The sequence below is a fragment of the Pradoshia sp. Z5_111 genome (genome assembly GCF_058267535.1).
On sequence record NZ_JBZCPQ010000003.1, the window covers coordinates 340860 to 353464 of the forward strand.

The window sequence follows — 12605 nt, forward strand, 5'->3', positions numbered from 1 at the left end:
ATGGCCTTCTTGCCCAGTTTATAGAATTAGAAAAAAAGAGCTGATCACATCATATGAAGTGAATTGCTCGGAGTATCACTCTCACCTATTCATTTCAATCAGTGAGACTAAAGCCCATGATATGATCCGTATAAAGTGCATAGGATTCTAATTCAATGATATTATCAGGTGCTGAAAATGGAATTATTTTTACATTTCTAAGCAATATCATTCCAGATAAATTGGTAGTATTGCCTTCATTAATAATGCTGTGTATATCATCTTCTGCTTCAAGGATTGATTGTTCCAATAAAGACATCTCACCCATAATAGGTTCGTTTGTATTGATTTTGTCGGCAATGATTAAACAATGAGACGTCGTTATTTGGATTTTTTTATTTTCTTCTTTATGTAGCTCATCTAAGGTTGCTTGAGTTAATAGTAAAGTTACTTTTTTCATATCATGTACCGTATTTAACTCATGACCAGTAACAGTAAAACGCATCATATTTCCCCCTTTATCCCGAGCATACTCTTCCAAGAAGTCACTCTAAACAAGTAAATTCTCTATTAGGTTTAAGAAATCCTTCTTCAGCTAACTGTTTCTCCACCACATAAGAGGTTCAATAGAAAAAAAGCGTTAATCCTTTTGAATCAACGCAACATCTGGTTCTTTATATATTCAGAGTCCAAGCCTCCGTATTGTAAAATATCTCTTTTCCATTACCATTTTTACTCCGTATATCAGTAAAAGTCCTTAAACTATTTAGAACTCCATCCTCCATCAATGATTAATTCTTCACCAGTAACAAATTTGGATTCATCAGAAGCTAAATATAAGTAACCGTTAGCAATATCAATGGCTTCGCCTGCGAATGGTGGTAATGGAATTGTGCCTTCAAATGCTTTCCCCAATACTTCTCGAGATGTCACACCATGACGCTCGGCAGCACCTGTTAAAATGGCTCCTGGATAAATAGAATTTACACGGATATTTTCTTTAGCAAAGTTGATAGCCGCATGTTTTGATAAAGCACGGACACCACCTTTTGCTGCAGCATACGCAGCTGCACCATTGTCAGCGCTTCCAATAATGGCTGCTAAGGATACACAATTGACGATTGATCCACCGCTATTTTCCTGCATATAAGGAATAACGGATTGCATTCCTAGGAATACGGAGGTTAAATTTAAGTTAATAGTACGATTCCACCCATCTAATGTTTCTTCTAAAAGTGTTTTATGGAACGATACACCGGCATTATTAATTAAAATATCAATTTTACCAAATGCCTCTTTTGTTTGTTCCATTACAGTTTTCCAATCTACATCAGAAGTTACATCTAAACGGGCACATAGTATATCGCCTTCTATCACAGCAGTTACTTCTTCTAACTGATCAAACGCGATATCTGTTGCAACAACCTTTGCGCCTTCACTTATGAATAATTGAACTGCAGCTAACCCCATACCTGACGCAGCACCCGTGATAATTGCTACTTTATTATCTAAACGTCCCATCAAAATCCCTCCATCCGATTAAATGTGATTTTTTATCACACTTAAAACTTAACAACCCATCCATTTAAGGTCAACCATTTTATCTTTAATTTCAAACTATTCATTGCTAAAATAATAACAGATTGGACGTGAATGTATGGCAGACCTCTTACAATTAAGCTACTTAGGTAAAACGAACTTCATCGTTGCCATTAAGTCTTTAGCTATACTTGCAAACGAAAAAAAGCTTGTAACTAGCAGCACTTTAACTGAAAAATTACATGTTGAATCGAGCTTTATTAGGAAGGTATTAGCTAAATTAATACGGGAAAAAATGGTCGAAGGTGTCGAAGGACGCTACGGTGGTTATAAGCTGGTTATTAATCCCGAAAAGACAACTCTTTATGATGTGTATATTGCCATTGTAAAAGACGCACATCCGACTAAAATGGATAAAGAAATCGATGAAATGGACCAAATTATTTTAGATATTCTACTAGAAGCACAACATAAAATAAAAGATGTCTTGAGCCAATATTCGATTAATGATCTTGCAAAAGGTTCTATAAAAGGGAATCTTTTTGATTCCACCTTTATATTTTAGAATAAACCAGCCTCTGTACTATCAAAGTGAGGCTGTTTAGTATTGCCACATCTTTTTTAATCAAAAAAGCATGCTTCTTAGAAACATGCTTTTTACTATTATTTTATATCTAAAATCACGGACTCAATATCTACATCATTTTCGATCATATTATTCTCTTTCATGAATTTCACTGTTTTTTCCATACTCTCGATATCAGATGGTTTGATTTCCATATTGAAGTCATACATTTCATACATTTCTTTTACGCCATCTAGAGGTAGATCGGTTTCCTTTGCTGTAATTTCCATGACTTCCTCATAATTTTCATCGATATATTGCAGTGTCTCTTCTTGTACTTGTAAAAATTTCTTTACTAAGCCAGGATTCTTCGAGTAGAAATCTTCACTAGTTGCAACTACAATTGTTCCATCGACCAGCCCTTCACCATTTGTAACCACCTGGTACCCATCTTGAATCATATTATATGCGGTAGGACCAGCTAGTAACGCAAAGTCGACTTCCTCTGCTACTAACGCTGCTTGTGCAGAAGGTATATCCATTTGAACAAATTCAATATCCTTTTCTGTTAAGCCTTCAGTTGCTAAATAATTGATAAGCAGTTCATGTAAAATTGTTCCCTTTGGACCAGCAACTTTTTTCCCTGCTAGATCTTCAGGTGATTTAATATCTTTCAGGTTTGTAAATAACATGAAAGCCTCAGGAGAACGGCTATACATGCTCATAATTTTGATATCTGCTCCATTCGATGCAGATAAAATGACAGATGTGGCACCGACTGCATTAAGGAATTGGATATCTCCCGAAGCTAAGGCCTGAGTTTGTTCAGGGCCAGTGGTTAAATTGGAATAGCCGAATTCGATCCCTTCTTCCGCAAAAGAATCAGCCAACAATCCTTTTTCCTTTTCTACAATGGAAGGAATATTTAAAGGAGATTGTACATAAGTTGTCTGCACTTTATCAACTGTGTACGCGTTCTCCTCATTATTTTTTGTGCTTTTCTTCTCAGAATCGCTATCTTTTCCACATGCAACGATAACTGAAATACTCAATAAAGCAAGTAAAGATAATAACCATTTTTTCATTTTATGTCCCCGCCCTCACGCTAGTTTTTCTATGATGTCTTTCTTTATTTCTATTAGAGAAGGCGATAATACATCTCTTGGGTATTCATATTGCTCTAAGTTAAATTGAGCATGAATCCTTCCTTCATTAACTACAAAGATATTTTGTCCTATTGCTATAGCTTCTTCGATACTATGCGTAACAAAGATGATACTTTTCTTTTTTAGTTGGTAAATTCTTATTAATTCTTTCTGCATTGCTTCACGTGTGAAATAATCGAGTGCAGCAAATGGTTCATCCATTAAGATAATGGATGGGTCATAGGCTAATGCTCTTGCTAATGCGACTCTTTGTTGCATGCCTCCGGATAATTGGTGTGGATAGGCTTTTTCAAACTTTTTTAATCCTATCAAATTCATTAACTCTTCTATTTCCACATCATTAATCTTTTGTTTTTCTAAACCGAATGTAATGTTCTTAGATACGGGTAACCATGGCATCAAACGGGGTTCTTGAAATACAAAGCTAATTTTTTCATTGCTATTAATGGACACTTCTCCTGCATCGCATTGCTCCAGATTGGCTAATATGCGCAGGAGTGTCGTCTTCCCACATCCGCTTTTTCCGAGAATGACACTGATGCTATTCTGAGGGAATTCGACATTAACATTTTTTAAAACATCATGCTTTTTTCCATCTACCATAAAACTTTTATAAAGTTGATTTATTTTAATCCCAGCTATTGTCTATACCTCCAATACGAGTGAATTTCTTGCTAAAGAACGAGAAAATTTTATCGCAGATGACTCCCAGGAGGCCGATCACCAGAATTCCCACAATCACTTTATCAGAGCGAGACATCGTCTGCGCATCCAATATGAAGTACCCTAAACCGCTTGCAGCGGCAATCATTTCAGCACCAATAATAGCTCTCCAGCTATATCCCAGGCCAACCTTCATTCCTAAAAGAATATCTGGGACAGCAGACGGAAGAATTATTTTCAGAAAACGTTGCCTTGGATTTAATCCTAAAACTTTTCCGACCTCCAAAAGCTTATAATCACAAGAACCAAAGCCCTTTTTTATATTTAAAAACATTGGAAAAAAGGAAGCTAAAATGATTATGATTGTTTTGGATTCTTCTCCGATACCAACCCATAAAATTAGCAAGGGAATCAGGCTAAGTGGAGGTACATTTCTGAAGAACTCCACAATATGATTGTAATAAGGAGAAAGGGCAGGCTTTAAACCAGCAATGATGCCTAGAAAAAAGGCGAATACAAAGGCAATCGAAAAGCCGACTAGTACTCTATATAAACTTGCAAAGATATGAATAAATAATTCTCCGTTTTGTACCATTGATACAAAGGTATTCCATACTTGCATTGGACTAGGCAGAATATAGGCACTCCAAACTTCGAAATAGCTGCATAAATACCATGCGATTAAAATACAAGCAATCGGTATCAATCTTTTTATAAGATTATTCATTTGTTATCCTAACTCCATCTCCATTATGGCAGCCACCTTGGCAATATAACATTTCTATTAATTGTTTTTCTTGCTTAGGAGTACTCTGGAAAAAGCAATCAATATCATCCTTCGATGCAAGGCTGACTACATTAGGGATATTATCAAAAAAGCCTGGTGGAATCGGACTGTTTTCAGTTGGTTTACTATTAAGCTTGATTTGGTGATCTCTGCAAAATTCAGTCCATGTTTGAAATATCGTATTTTTCAATGCCAAGCTAGTTCCTAGGTCTTTTAAATCTGTACAAGGAGTGATGATATATAGTTCTGCATCATCATCTTTATATCTATTAGCCAGTTCTTCAGCACAATGAATTAAGATTGGTTGGATAGTAGCGTACTCCTGGCCAATTTGATCATAATGAGTTTTTACATAGGAAATTGCTTTAGGACATCTATTATCACAAAGGAGCTGATTACATCCTTCGTATCGCTCTTTGTATTTATTTTTCACAGTCATCAAGTGATTTTCCTCACAAGTAACAACCTGAAAATCTAAGCATTCTAAGGTAGAATATAATTCTTCCTGTTCATACATTTTTAAAACAACAGGATTTAGCCAAATATATTTTTTCACTTCCTTCTCCTTTCTAATTAGAAGTGATAAAGATTAACAAAATTATTTCTGAATAATATTATCATAAATGATAATGGTTATCAATGAAGTTCATATTCATTTATATCATTGCCAAAGAAAGTAAAATCTGTTAAACCTTAAAACATCTACTATCCTTACAGTTAGCGTTTATTTATCAAGACTAAATCTAAAATAGATATAAATTAAAAGGCTCGGACACAAATTATAAACGATCCTAAAAAAGCGAACGATATCTAATTTTCGACTTTGTTACTTATTAAAGAGTTAAGTTGGAAGAAAAGTTCGTTCCATTGCGCTACAGCCACTCGCTTTCCGCGGGGAGGAAGCTGAGCCTACGTTACTTCCCGCAGGAGTCGGTGGCTTCCGCTCCATTCCACTAAGTTTAATAATGGTATACAAGAAGTAACCAATCTATTGAAAACAAATAAGAATCCGACCTATTAGGTGAAATATTTATTAAAAAATCACCTAATAGATCGGATTTATCATTGACTGAAATACTTATGCCCCAGTCTCCATGTTATTTCTCTAAAGCCTTCATTTATTTATTCACAAGATTAATTATTTCGCTAAGTATAATTTCAATACCCATTAGCCTCCATAAATAACTACTCAGTAGCAGTCTTGGTCTTCAATTTTTAACTGCTTAAACCATTTACTAACTCGTTATATAATTGTGCTGATTTAGATGGGACAAATACGATCGGATATTTTCCGCCTAATTGTTTCTTCACTTCTTGGAATAGCCGCAATCCTTTTTCATTGTGCCATTCCTCTAGCTTTACTCCATTTTCCTTTAATAGGTCGGTTTCTAACTCAATCCAATTGCCATATTCCGATACCCATTCCAATAGTTTTACCTGCAATTTATCTGATATAGGGAAATCATCTATCTCCAAATTTTCTCCACAATCATTACACCAAATTGGGTCAGTCATAAAGTCAGCTTCAAATTTATATGAAGTATGGTTGCAATTTCTATTTTGTTTCCAAATCATTAGTTAATCCCCATTTCAACTTTATAAATGAAGCTTGCAAATATACAATACTATGATTATATCTGTTATATACATATTATTACAAAACATCCCCTTTGTGCTGCATAAAAAATAGAGCTGTTCACAGCTCTGGATAGTATTGTAATGTCCCGTTTTTTAAATTTGTATGAATTAAATGATCTTCTGTTTCCTACTTAGTAAAAAAAATCCTTTTTATATTGAACAGCTAGAAATATTCCTGAAGCAATGAATGCAAGAGAATATTTAAATAAGAAGAAAATTTGCCACATATATTCTTTCGGGAAAATTACGTCACATAAAATTACTACGCTTAACATAATGAAGGTACTTTTTAAGTGTATTTGATTTGTTCTTTCGTCAGCCTTACCTATTTTTCTATAAAATACGTACAACAGAATTACTCCGACTATAAGCAATAAAATACCGATGCCAATAAGCATATTCCAATTACCAGTTGATGCTTCCGCCCAAGTTTTTAATGGATAAAAAGTTGTATTTGATATTTCCTCACTTTTCATTTTAATCGCTCCCTTTCACATAAGTAAAAATATCGTTAACATCTACGTTAAAGAACTCAGCAATTCGAAAAGCTAAAACAAGGGAAGGAGAGTAATTATTCTTCTCCATCACATATATGGTTTGTTTGGATACTCCCACAGCGTCAGCCAGCTCTTTTTGGGACAATCTTTTTAAAACTCGATGCTCATATACTTTATTTTCAACGTAATCCTCCATTTTTTCTTTCAAGGTCAACACCTTCCTTTTTTTACCATAAATATATAATAAACTATACTTTTATAAAAGTAAAGTAAACTTATACAAAGGATAAATATTATTATGCAAATTAAAAAGGGTGAGAATCCTACCATGGATTCTCACCCTTTTTACATTTATAAAAAAACAGCCTAGAGATGTTCATTCAATTTATGTTCTATTCAACAATCAGGTTTATTAACCTTTAAACGAATAAGATGGACTTCCCTTTACATCCATTTTGATCCTGAAAAGTCCTCCTGATAATGGGTAGTTCATCAGTTGTTCTTCACTAAGTCCCGTTTTTGCAGTAGTTATATATAATTCATTTAAATCTTTCCCTCCGAAAGTACAAGATGTAACATTTAGTGCTGGGACCTCTATGGAGCCTATCTGTTCACCTGTTTTAGGATTCCATCTAGATACTTTTGAACCACCCCAATGAGCAATCCACAACATTCCTTCTTCATCTATAGTCATACCATCAGGCATTCCTTCTTCATCTGGGAAACGGATAATATCTACGGGATTTTCAATATCACCCGTAACAAGATTAAAATTAAAACAACTAACCTTTTTAGATAGAGTATCTATGTGATACATAAATTTATCATCAGGCGACCAGGCCATGCCATTTGATAAGCCAATCTTACTTAATTTCTTCTCTACTTTTCTATTTGTATCTAAGCAATAAAGGGAACCTTGTTCTTTAATATAAGATTTGTCCATTGTACCTGCCCAAAAACGTCCATAAGCATCACATTTTCCATCATTAAACCGATTATTAATCAAGTGACTCTCTGGTTCATTTATCAGGGTTACTTTTTCCGTGGAGTAATTCAAAAAATAGAAACCATTTTCCAATGCCACTATTGCTTCGTCTATATTTCGAGGAGCTATTGCTCCAATATATTGTTCTAACTGAATTCCGTGGTTTTCATTTGTATCTGGATTAAAAATGTATATCTTTTTTTCTAAAATATCAATCCAATACAACAATTGTCTTTGCCTATCCCAGCATGGACCTTCTCCCAGTGTCGCTTTTACATCTAGAACCAATTCTAAAACTCCTACCAAGCCAAACACCTCGTTTAGTATTATTTTCTCTATGTCCTTTATTCTATAACTATAAGAAGTAATCCTTCTTTCGCTAAACTGGCTCATTTTACTAACTAGAAAATGGTCCGGCAATAAAAATAGACACGGATTTCATTCATTTAAAGATGAAATCTGTGCCTATTTTGTTTATCTTCTTCAGAGCCTGAAATTGAATGAATGAAATACTTCTCCAATAATTCCTTTCAGCTGGTGGACACCTATATCTCTGGTCGTTCCTGCTTCAGATAAACCATATTGTTCTGCCACACTAATCTCAGCATTCATAATTGCTGTGAGACTTAAGCCGGTTACATTATAGTGCTGCATACGCTCCTTAATGTTCAGATCAGTAAGCACTCATACACCCCCAGTTTTATTACAACTGTTTATATAAAGTATCAAACTCAGTTGTTCTTCTCCTCTTTTCAATAATAATAGTTGCCCCAAGTAACGTAAGAGCAAAAACCATTAAAACGATTGGAAATAGATTCATTGTATAATTCTGAAACAGGATTCCTACTAACGGAGGTAAAATGGTTACCCCAACAGAGCCAAAAGCTACTTGAAACCCAATAATTGCACTTGAATTCCTTTTCCCAAATCTTCTTGGAGTTTCATGTATCATGGTTGGAAAAATTGCCGCACATCCAAGACCAATTAATATGAATCCACCGTACAAAACGCTGCCTGTTCCAAAAGCAACCGTAATAATTCCTATGAGTAGCGCAATTTCGCTAAACAATAACAATTTCTGATTAGATAGCCAAAACGTAATAAAACCAGAAATAAACCTTCCCATGGTTAAACTTGCAAAGAATACTGATATTATGAAACTAGCAGTAGCTACTGATAATGACTTCATTTCTATTAAATAACTACTTCCCCACAAAAATATTGTACCTTCTAAACCAACATAAAATACAAAGGATAATAGTGCAAAAACAACTCCCTTTTCTTTCAAAACCGAGCCATTGGACACGGGACTCTCTTCAGACTTTTCGGATCCCTTTTGTTGGTTTTTCTTCCAAAGAGGAAGAGATAGGAAGAGAATAATAGCAAATACAATTTGAATACCGCCAATAATAAAATAGCCGTTTCTCCAGGAAAATTGATTATTTAAAACGACACCCATAATAACTGGGCCGAGAGTTGCTCCCACTCCCCAAAAAGCATGTAACCAATTCATATGATGTGCCTTGAAGTTAGCAGCCACGTAGTCATTTACAGAGGTGTCAATAGCACCAGCTCCAAAACCCAAAGGTAATGCACAAACAATTAATAATAAGAAATTTTGTGTAAACGCAAACCCTATCAATCCAATCACAGTAAGCAACACACTACCTACAACTAGCTTTCCCGTTCCAATTTTATTGTTGATTCGCATAGTCGACAAGCTAGAAATAACCGTACAAATTGCAATAGTCATTGAGATTAAGCCTGCCGCACTATGTGCCACATTAAATTCTCCCACCATCTCAGGCCAAGCTATCCCTAAAAGGGGATCGGGTAACCCTAAACTAATATAAGTGGCATAGATGATAAATATAAAAATTATCTTCCGCAAAAAGCAGTCCTCCATTATTCGCTTATGTATAAAGTTTTGGCACAGTGAGCGCCTGATTTAGTCTGGTATCAATATAGCGCGTCTCTCCGTTATTTCTCTATCCTTGTCCTATGGTCGCACATCTATAGAACGGATTACTTTCATATATTAACGATAGCCTCCTATCCTTAATAAGTAATCAAATATATCCAGTTTATTCCCTGGATGAGTCATGTATTCCGCTGATGTCCATAAAGCATGTGTAATTATTTTAGTTAAAATTTTCTGTATTTTTATACATACATTAACGCAAATACTGCTTTAATTCCATATCGTTAATATCGTACTAAATTCTGTTGAAACAACTATTTGCGTTATTCATCTTTTTAATAATCACAGGAATTTCAGATAAATCATCCACAATAAAATCTGCATCTTCTTCAACCAAAAAGGAAATTAGCAATAGTACACAAAAACACCTTTTCCATTTAATGGTAGTTCTTTTTCTATTCGCATACCAATCTTTTGAGCAACTTTTTGAGAGGCAGTGTTGTCTTTTTGAATAAGGGCAATCATTTTTTCAAGCTTCAGCTTATTCTTCCCATATTCCATTACCCCTCTGGCTGCTTCAGTTGCAAATCCCCTACCCCAATATTCCTGTGAAATCCAGTAACCAATTTCAATCTCTTTTTTTCCATCTATCAATTGGGGTACCAATCCTGCATGACCTATTCTTTTGTTGCTTTCTTTTTCTAAAATGAGCTTCAATCCATAATTAGGATTATGAGCATATGTATCAATAATCCAATCCAAAAATTTTTGAATTCCTTCTTGATCTCTTGTTTGGCCGTTTCCTATATATCGCACAATATTAGGATTCGTTAAAAGTGATTCAAGAAAATCTAAATCATGATTATTATATGGCCTCAGCAATAAACGGTCTGATAGTGTTTCCATCATAAACTCCTCTTTAATCATAAATTATAGGAACATTGCAGTTTCTATTCGTTCATATCAAAAAATTTATAAATCTCTCTTGGATTCATACCAAGCAAGTTTAACAAATACTTTCATTTCTAAATTCACATTGAAATCGTTCCACACCCGGATATTTTTCTCCTAAGCTTTTTATCATGAAGCCATATTTACGATAAAAATCCACCCCATCCTTATCCGTTTCAGCAGAGATAAGACAGAATTGATTGGACAAGAAATTGATCATTTTGCTGCCAATCCCTTTTTCTCTTTGTTCCGGAAATACAGCAATATGTGAAATGATACATTCTTTTGGACTAATCATTTCAAATCCTATGCACCCGACATATTTCCCATTGCATTCTAAACCAAATAATTTTCGATTTTGAGATATTAAATATTTATTGTATTCCTCGTCAACCCTAAATTCTGATGTCGCATAGGAAAGAAGGTTCCGTATTAATGGATGTATTTTTTCTGTATTAATTTCTTTCATATCATCATCCTTCAAATGTGTAATGATTAAATAATTCTTCAATTACAAGCAATCTCCTTCTTATATTCCCCTGGACCATTAGAGATATAAATCACATAAAAATCCTTCCTGCAAAAAACAAAAAGACTCTAACTCAACACACTCCTAAATGTTGAATTAGTGTCTCTATCCACCTAGTCGAATCCATATTCGTTTCAAACAACAAACATTAAATTACTCAGCCTTAAAGCAAATGATTATTCTTGAATTCACTGAGTCTTATAATCAATTTATTATTTTGTTCAAATTAAAAATATTGACCCACCATCTAATCTTCCATATTACTAATTGCACCTTTACGGTGATTGCGCTTGCAAAAAATTATAGTTGATGCAGCATTTTCTCCAAATGCTTTATAGTAGGTGTTAAATTCACTAAGAAATAAGATTCTCTTAGCCTCCTTGATGGAGCACTATGTTTAAGATACCCTGCTCCTCCCTGGTGAAGCATACTGCCATGTGCCGATTTTGAAGCAAGATAAACCGTTTGGAGGCGCAGATTAAGGAGGTCAAGCCAATGATTTAATAAGTTCTTAGAATTAGTCAACTTATACACTTTCGTCCGGATACCTTCCAATTCATCCGCCAATTCCTCCGGCTGTATAGGAAGATATTGATTACAACCACCCTGTTTATTACATACCTGATGAATCGAGGCTATTGATGACTCTGCAACCCCAAGTCCCAATGGTATTTGATAAAGTACAAAAGCTGGTCTTATCTTCTTAATGAATTCATCTGCATCATCAGAAACGATCCACTTTTGAGGAATTGTCACTTCGTTGAAAGCACACGAGTAAGTAGCACTTCCGTTTACTCCTAAATACTCAAGCTTCGCTTTTAAAGCAAGACCCTCCGCACTGCAAGGGACTACTGCCATGATTCGCTGAGCTGTGCTTACCTCAGCTATAATACCAAACCAATGATTATGCCCTAAGTTAGATACAGACGGTAATTGTCCATTAACAATATATCCGCCTTTATTTTTCTCTGCTTTTAAATGCAAGCTTTCTAGACCCGCATAGTATTTCATTGGGTTAGACAGCCCCGTTCCTCCAAGAAGTATCCCCTTCTCTAAATCCGGTAAAATCTCATCCTTCAAATACGCATTATGGCTATATCGAATATAGGTCAAAGAGGCAAGATGGCACCATAAGTTAAATGCTGTCGTCATGCAGACCTTAGCTGTTTCCTCAACAATGCGTACCTCTTTTGAATAATCCACCCCATTACGGGAATCCAAGTATCCAGCTTTACCAATACTTTTAAGATACTCTTCAGCATAGTAGGCATCTGAATCAATTTTTCGTACAAATGGTTTGAGCTGTTTATGGATTAATTCATTCAAAATAGTCATATCGTTCAAACCCGACATCCCCCTTTTAACTTCCATTTAAACAGAAAACC

16 protein-coding genes are annotated in these 12605 nt (G+C 34.9%); 1 reads left to right on the forward strand and 15 read right to left on the reverse strand.

Annotated features, from left to right (window positions below):
- Positions 1 to 94 precede the first annotated feature (94 nt).
- Together AC4D4A_RS08595 and AC4D4A_RS08600 are read right to left on the reverse strand one after the other, a co-directional pair.
- Positions 95 to 484, reverse strand: a complete 390-nt coding sequence (locus tag AC4D4A_RS08595) for a hypothetical protein (RefSeq protein ID WP_490995514.1) — start codon at positions 482 to 484, stop codon at positions 95 to 97.
- Positions 485 to 741: 257 nt separating this feature from the next.
- The gene (locus tag AC4D4A_RS08600; protein ID WP_490995515.1) at positions 742 to 1500 is read right to left on the reverse strand and encodes an SDR family NAD(P)-dependent oxidoreductase; all 759 of its coding nucleotides are present in this window, start codon (positions 1498 to 1500) and stop codon (positions 742 to 744) included.
- A gap of 136 nt (positions 1501 to 1636) precedes the next feature.
- Between AC4D4A_RS08600 and AC4D4A_RS08605 the strand changes: the two genes are divergently transcribed.
- Positions 1637 to 2083, forward strand: a complete 447-nt coding sequence (locus AC4D4A_RS08605) for an RrF2 family transcriptional regulator (protein WP_490995516.1) — start codon at positions 1637 to 1639, stop codon at positions 2081 to 2083.
- 98 nt (positions 2084 to 2181) lie between these two features.
- Here AC4D4A_RS08605 and AC4D4A_RS08610 read toward each other — a convergent pair whose 3' ends face one another.
- From AC4D4A_RS08610 to AC4D4A_RS08670, 13 genes are all read right to left on the reverse strand, one after another.
- On the reverse strand, positions 2182 to 3168 hold the full coding sequence (locus AC4D4A_RS08610) for an ABC transporter substrate-binding protein (protein WP_490995517.1): 987 nt from the start codon (positions 3166 to 3168) through the stop codon (positions 2182 to 2184).
- 15 nt (positions 3169 to 3183) lie between these two features.
- The gene (locus tag AC4D4A_RS08615) at positions 3184 to 3852 is read right to left on the reverse strand and encodes an ABC transporter ATP-binding protein (protein WP_490995518.1); all 669 of its coding nucleotides are present in this window, start codon (positions 3850 to 3852) and stop codon (positions 3184 to 3186) included.
- Positions 3853 to 3877: 25 nt separating this feature from the next.
- On the reverse strand, positions 3878 to 4639 hold the full coding sequence (locus AC4D4A_RS08620; protein WP_066101732.1) for an ABC transporter permease: 762 nt from the start codon (positions 4637 to 4639) through the stop codon (positions 3878 to 3880).
- Complete coding sequence (locus tag AC4D4A_RS08625) at positions 4632 to 5255, reverse strand: hypothetical protein (protein ID WP_066101735.1); 624 nt, start codon at positions 5253 to 5255, stop codon at positions 4632 to 4634. Before AC4D4A_RS08625 ends, AC4D4A_RS08620 begins: the two co-directional genes overlap by 8 nt.
- Before the next feature lie 659 nt (positions 5256 to 5914).
- Complete coding sequence (locus AC4D4A_RS08630) at positions 5915 to 6274, reverse strand: immunity protein CdiI family protein (RefSeq protein WP_490995519.1); 360 nt, start codon at positions 6272 to 6274, stop codon at positions 5915 to 5917.
- 194 nt (positions 6275 to 6468) lie between these two features.
- On the reverse strand, positions 6469 to 6813 hold the full coding sequence (locus AC4D4A_RS08635; protein ID WP_490995520.1) for a DUF2178 domain-containing protein: 345 nt from the start codon (positions 6811 to 6813) through the stop codon (positions 6469 to 6471).
- 1 nt (position 6814) lies between these two features.
- Positions 6815 to 7030, reverse strand: a complete 216-nt coding sequence (locus AC4D4A_RS08640; protein ID WP_490995681.1) for a helix-turn-helix transcriptional regulator — start codon at positions 7028 to 7030, stop codon at positions 6815 to 6817.
- A gap of 216 nt (positions 7031 to 7246) precedes the next feature.
- Positions 7247 to 8125, reverse strand: a complete 879-nt coding sequence (locus AC4D4A_RS08645; protein ID WP_490995521.1) for an SMP-30/gluconolactonase/LRE family protein — start codon at positions 8123 to 8125, stop codon at positions 7247 to 7249.
- A gap of 177 nt (positions 8126 to 8302) precedes the next feature.
- Positions 8303 to 8503, reverse strand: a complete 201-nt coding sequence (locus tag AC4D4A_RS08650; protein ID WP_490995522.1) for a hypothetical protein — start codon at positions 8501 to 8503, stop codon at positions 8303 to 8305.
- 19 nt (positions 8504 to 8522) lie between these two features.
- Positions 8523 to 9710: an MFS transporter gene (locus tag AC4D4A_RS08655; protein ID WP_490995523.1), complete on the reverse strand. Its 1188-nt coding sequence runs from the start codon at positions 9708 to 9710 to the stop codon at positions 8523 to 8525.
- 435 nt (positions 9711 to 10145) lie between these two features.
- Positions 10146 to 10646 (reverse strand): GNAT family N-acetyltransferase, encoded by a 501-nt coding sequence (locus AC4D4A_RS08660; RefSeq protein WP_490995524.1) that lies wholly within the window; start codon positions 10644 to 10646, stop codon positions 10146 to 10148.
- Positions 10647 to 10746: 100 nt separating this feature from the next.
- Positions 10747 to 11202, reverse strand: coding sequence for a GNAT family N-acetyltransferase (locus tag AC4D4A_RS08665; protein WP_490995525.1), 456 nt, complete (start codon positions 11200 to 11202; stop codon positions 10747 to 10749).
- A gap of 318 nt (positions 11203 to 11520) precedes the next feature.
- Positions 11521 to 12573 carry an acyl-CoA dehydrogenase family protein gene (locus AC4D4A_RS08670; RefSeq protein WP_490995682.1) on the reverse strand — a complete coding sequence of 351 codons (1053 nt, stop codon included), beginning with the start codon at positions 12571 to 12573 and terminating at the stop codon, positions 11521 to 11523.
- Positions 12574 to 12605 lie beyond the last annotated feature (32 nt).

What these genes read in the sequence shown, in the direction of transcription:
- AC4D4A_RS08595 (WP_490995514.1), bottom strand. Translation starts at nt 484, where the DNA reads ATGCGTTTTACTGTTACTGGTCATGAGTTAAATACGGTACATGATATG.
- AC4D4A_RS08600 (WP_490995515.1), bottom strand. Translation starts at nt 1,500, where the DNA reads ATGGGACGTTTAGATAATAAAGTAGCAATTATCACGGGTGCTGCGTCA.
- AC4D4A_RS08605 (WP_490995516.1), top strand. Translation starts at nt 1,637, where the DNA reads ATGGCAGACCTCTTACAATTAAGCTACTTAGGTAAAACGAACTTCATC.
- AC4D4A_RS08610 (WP_490995517.1), bottom strand. Translation starts at nt 3,168, where the DNA reads ATGAAAAAATGGTTATTATCTTTACTTGCTTTATTGAGTATTTCAGTT.
- AC4D4A_RS08615 (WP_490995518.1), bottom strand. Translation starts at nt 3,852, where the DNA reads ATGGTAGATGGAAAAAAGCATGATGTTTTAAAAAATGTTAATGTCGAA.
- AC4D4A_RS08620 (WP_066101732.1), bottom strand. Translation starts at nt 4,639, where the DNA reads ATGAATAATCTTATAAAAAGATTGATACCGATTGCTTGTATTTTAATC.
- AC4D4A_RS08630 (WP_490995519.1), bottom strand. Translation starts at nt 6,274, where the DNA reads ATGATTTGGAAACAAAATAGAAATTGCAACCATACTTCATATAAATTT.
- AC4D4A_RS08635 (WP_490995520.1), bottom strand. Translation starts at nt 6,813, where the DNA reads ATGAAAAGTGAGGAAATATCAAATACAACTTTTTATCCATTAAAAACT.
- AC4D4A_RS08640 (WP_490995681.1), bottom strand. Translation starts at nt 7,030, where the DNA reads ATGGAGGATTACGTTGAAAATAAAGTATATGAGCATCGAGTTTTAAAA.
- AC4D4A_RS08660 (WP_490995524.1), bottom strand. Translation starts at nt 10,646, where the DNA reads ATGGAAACACTATCAGACCGTTTATTGCTGAGGCCATATAATAATCAT.
- AC4D4A_RS08670 (WP_490995682.1), bottom strand. Translation starts at nt 12,573, where the DNA reads ATGTCGGGTTTGAACGATATGACTATTTTGAATGAATTAATCCATAAA.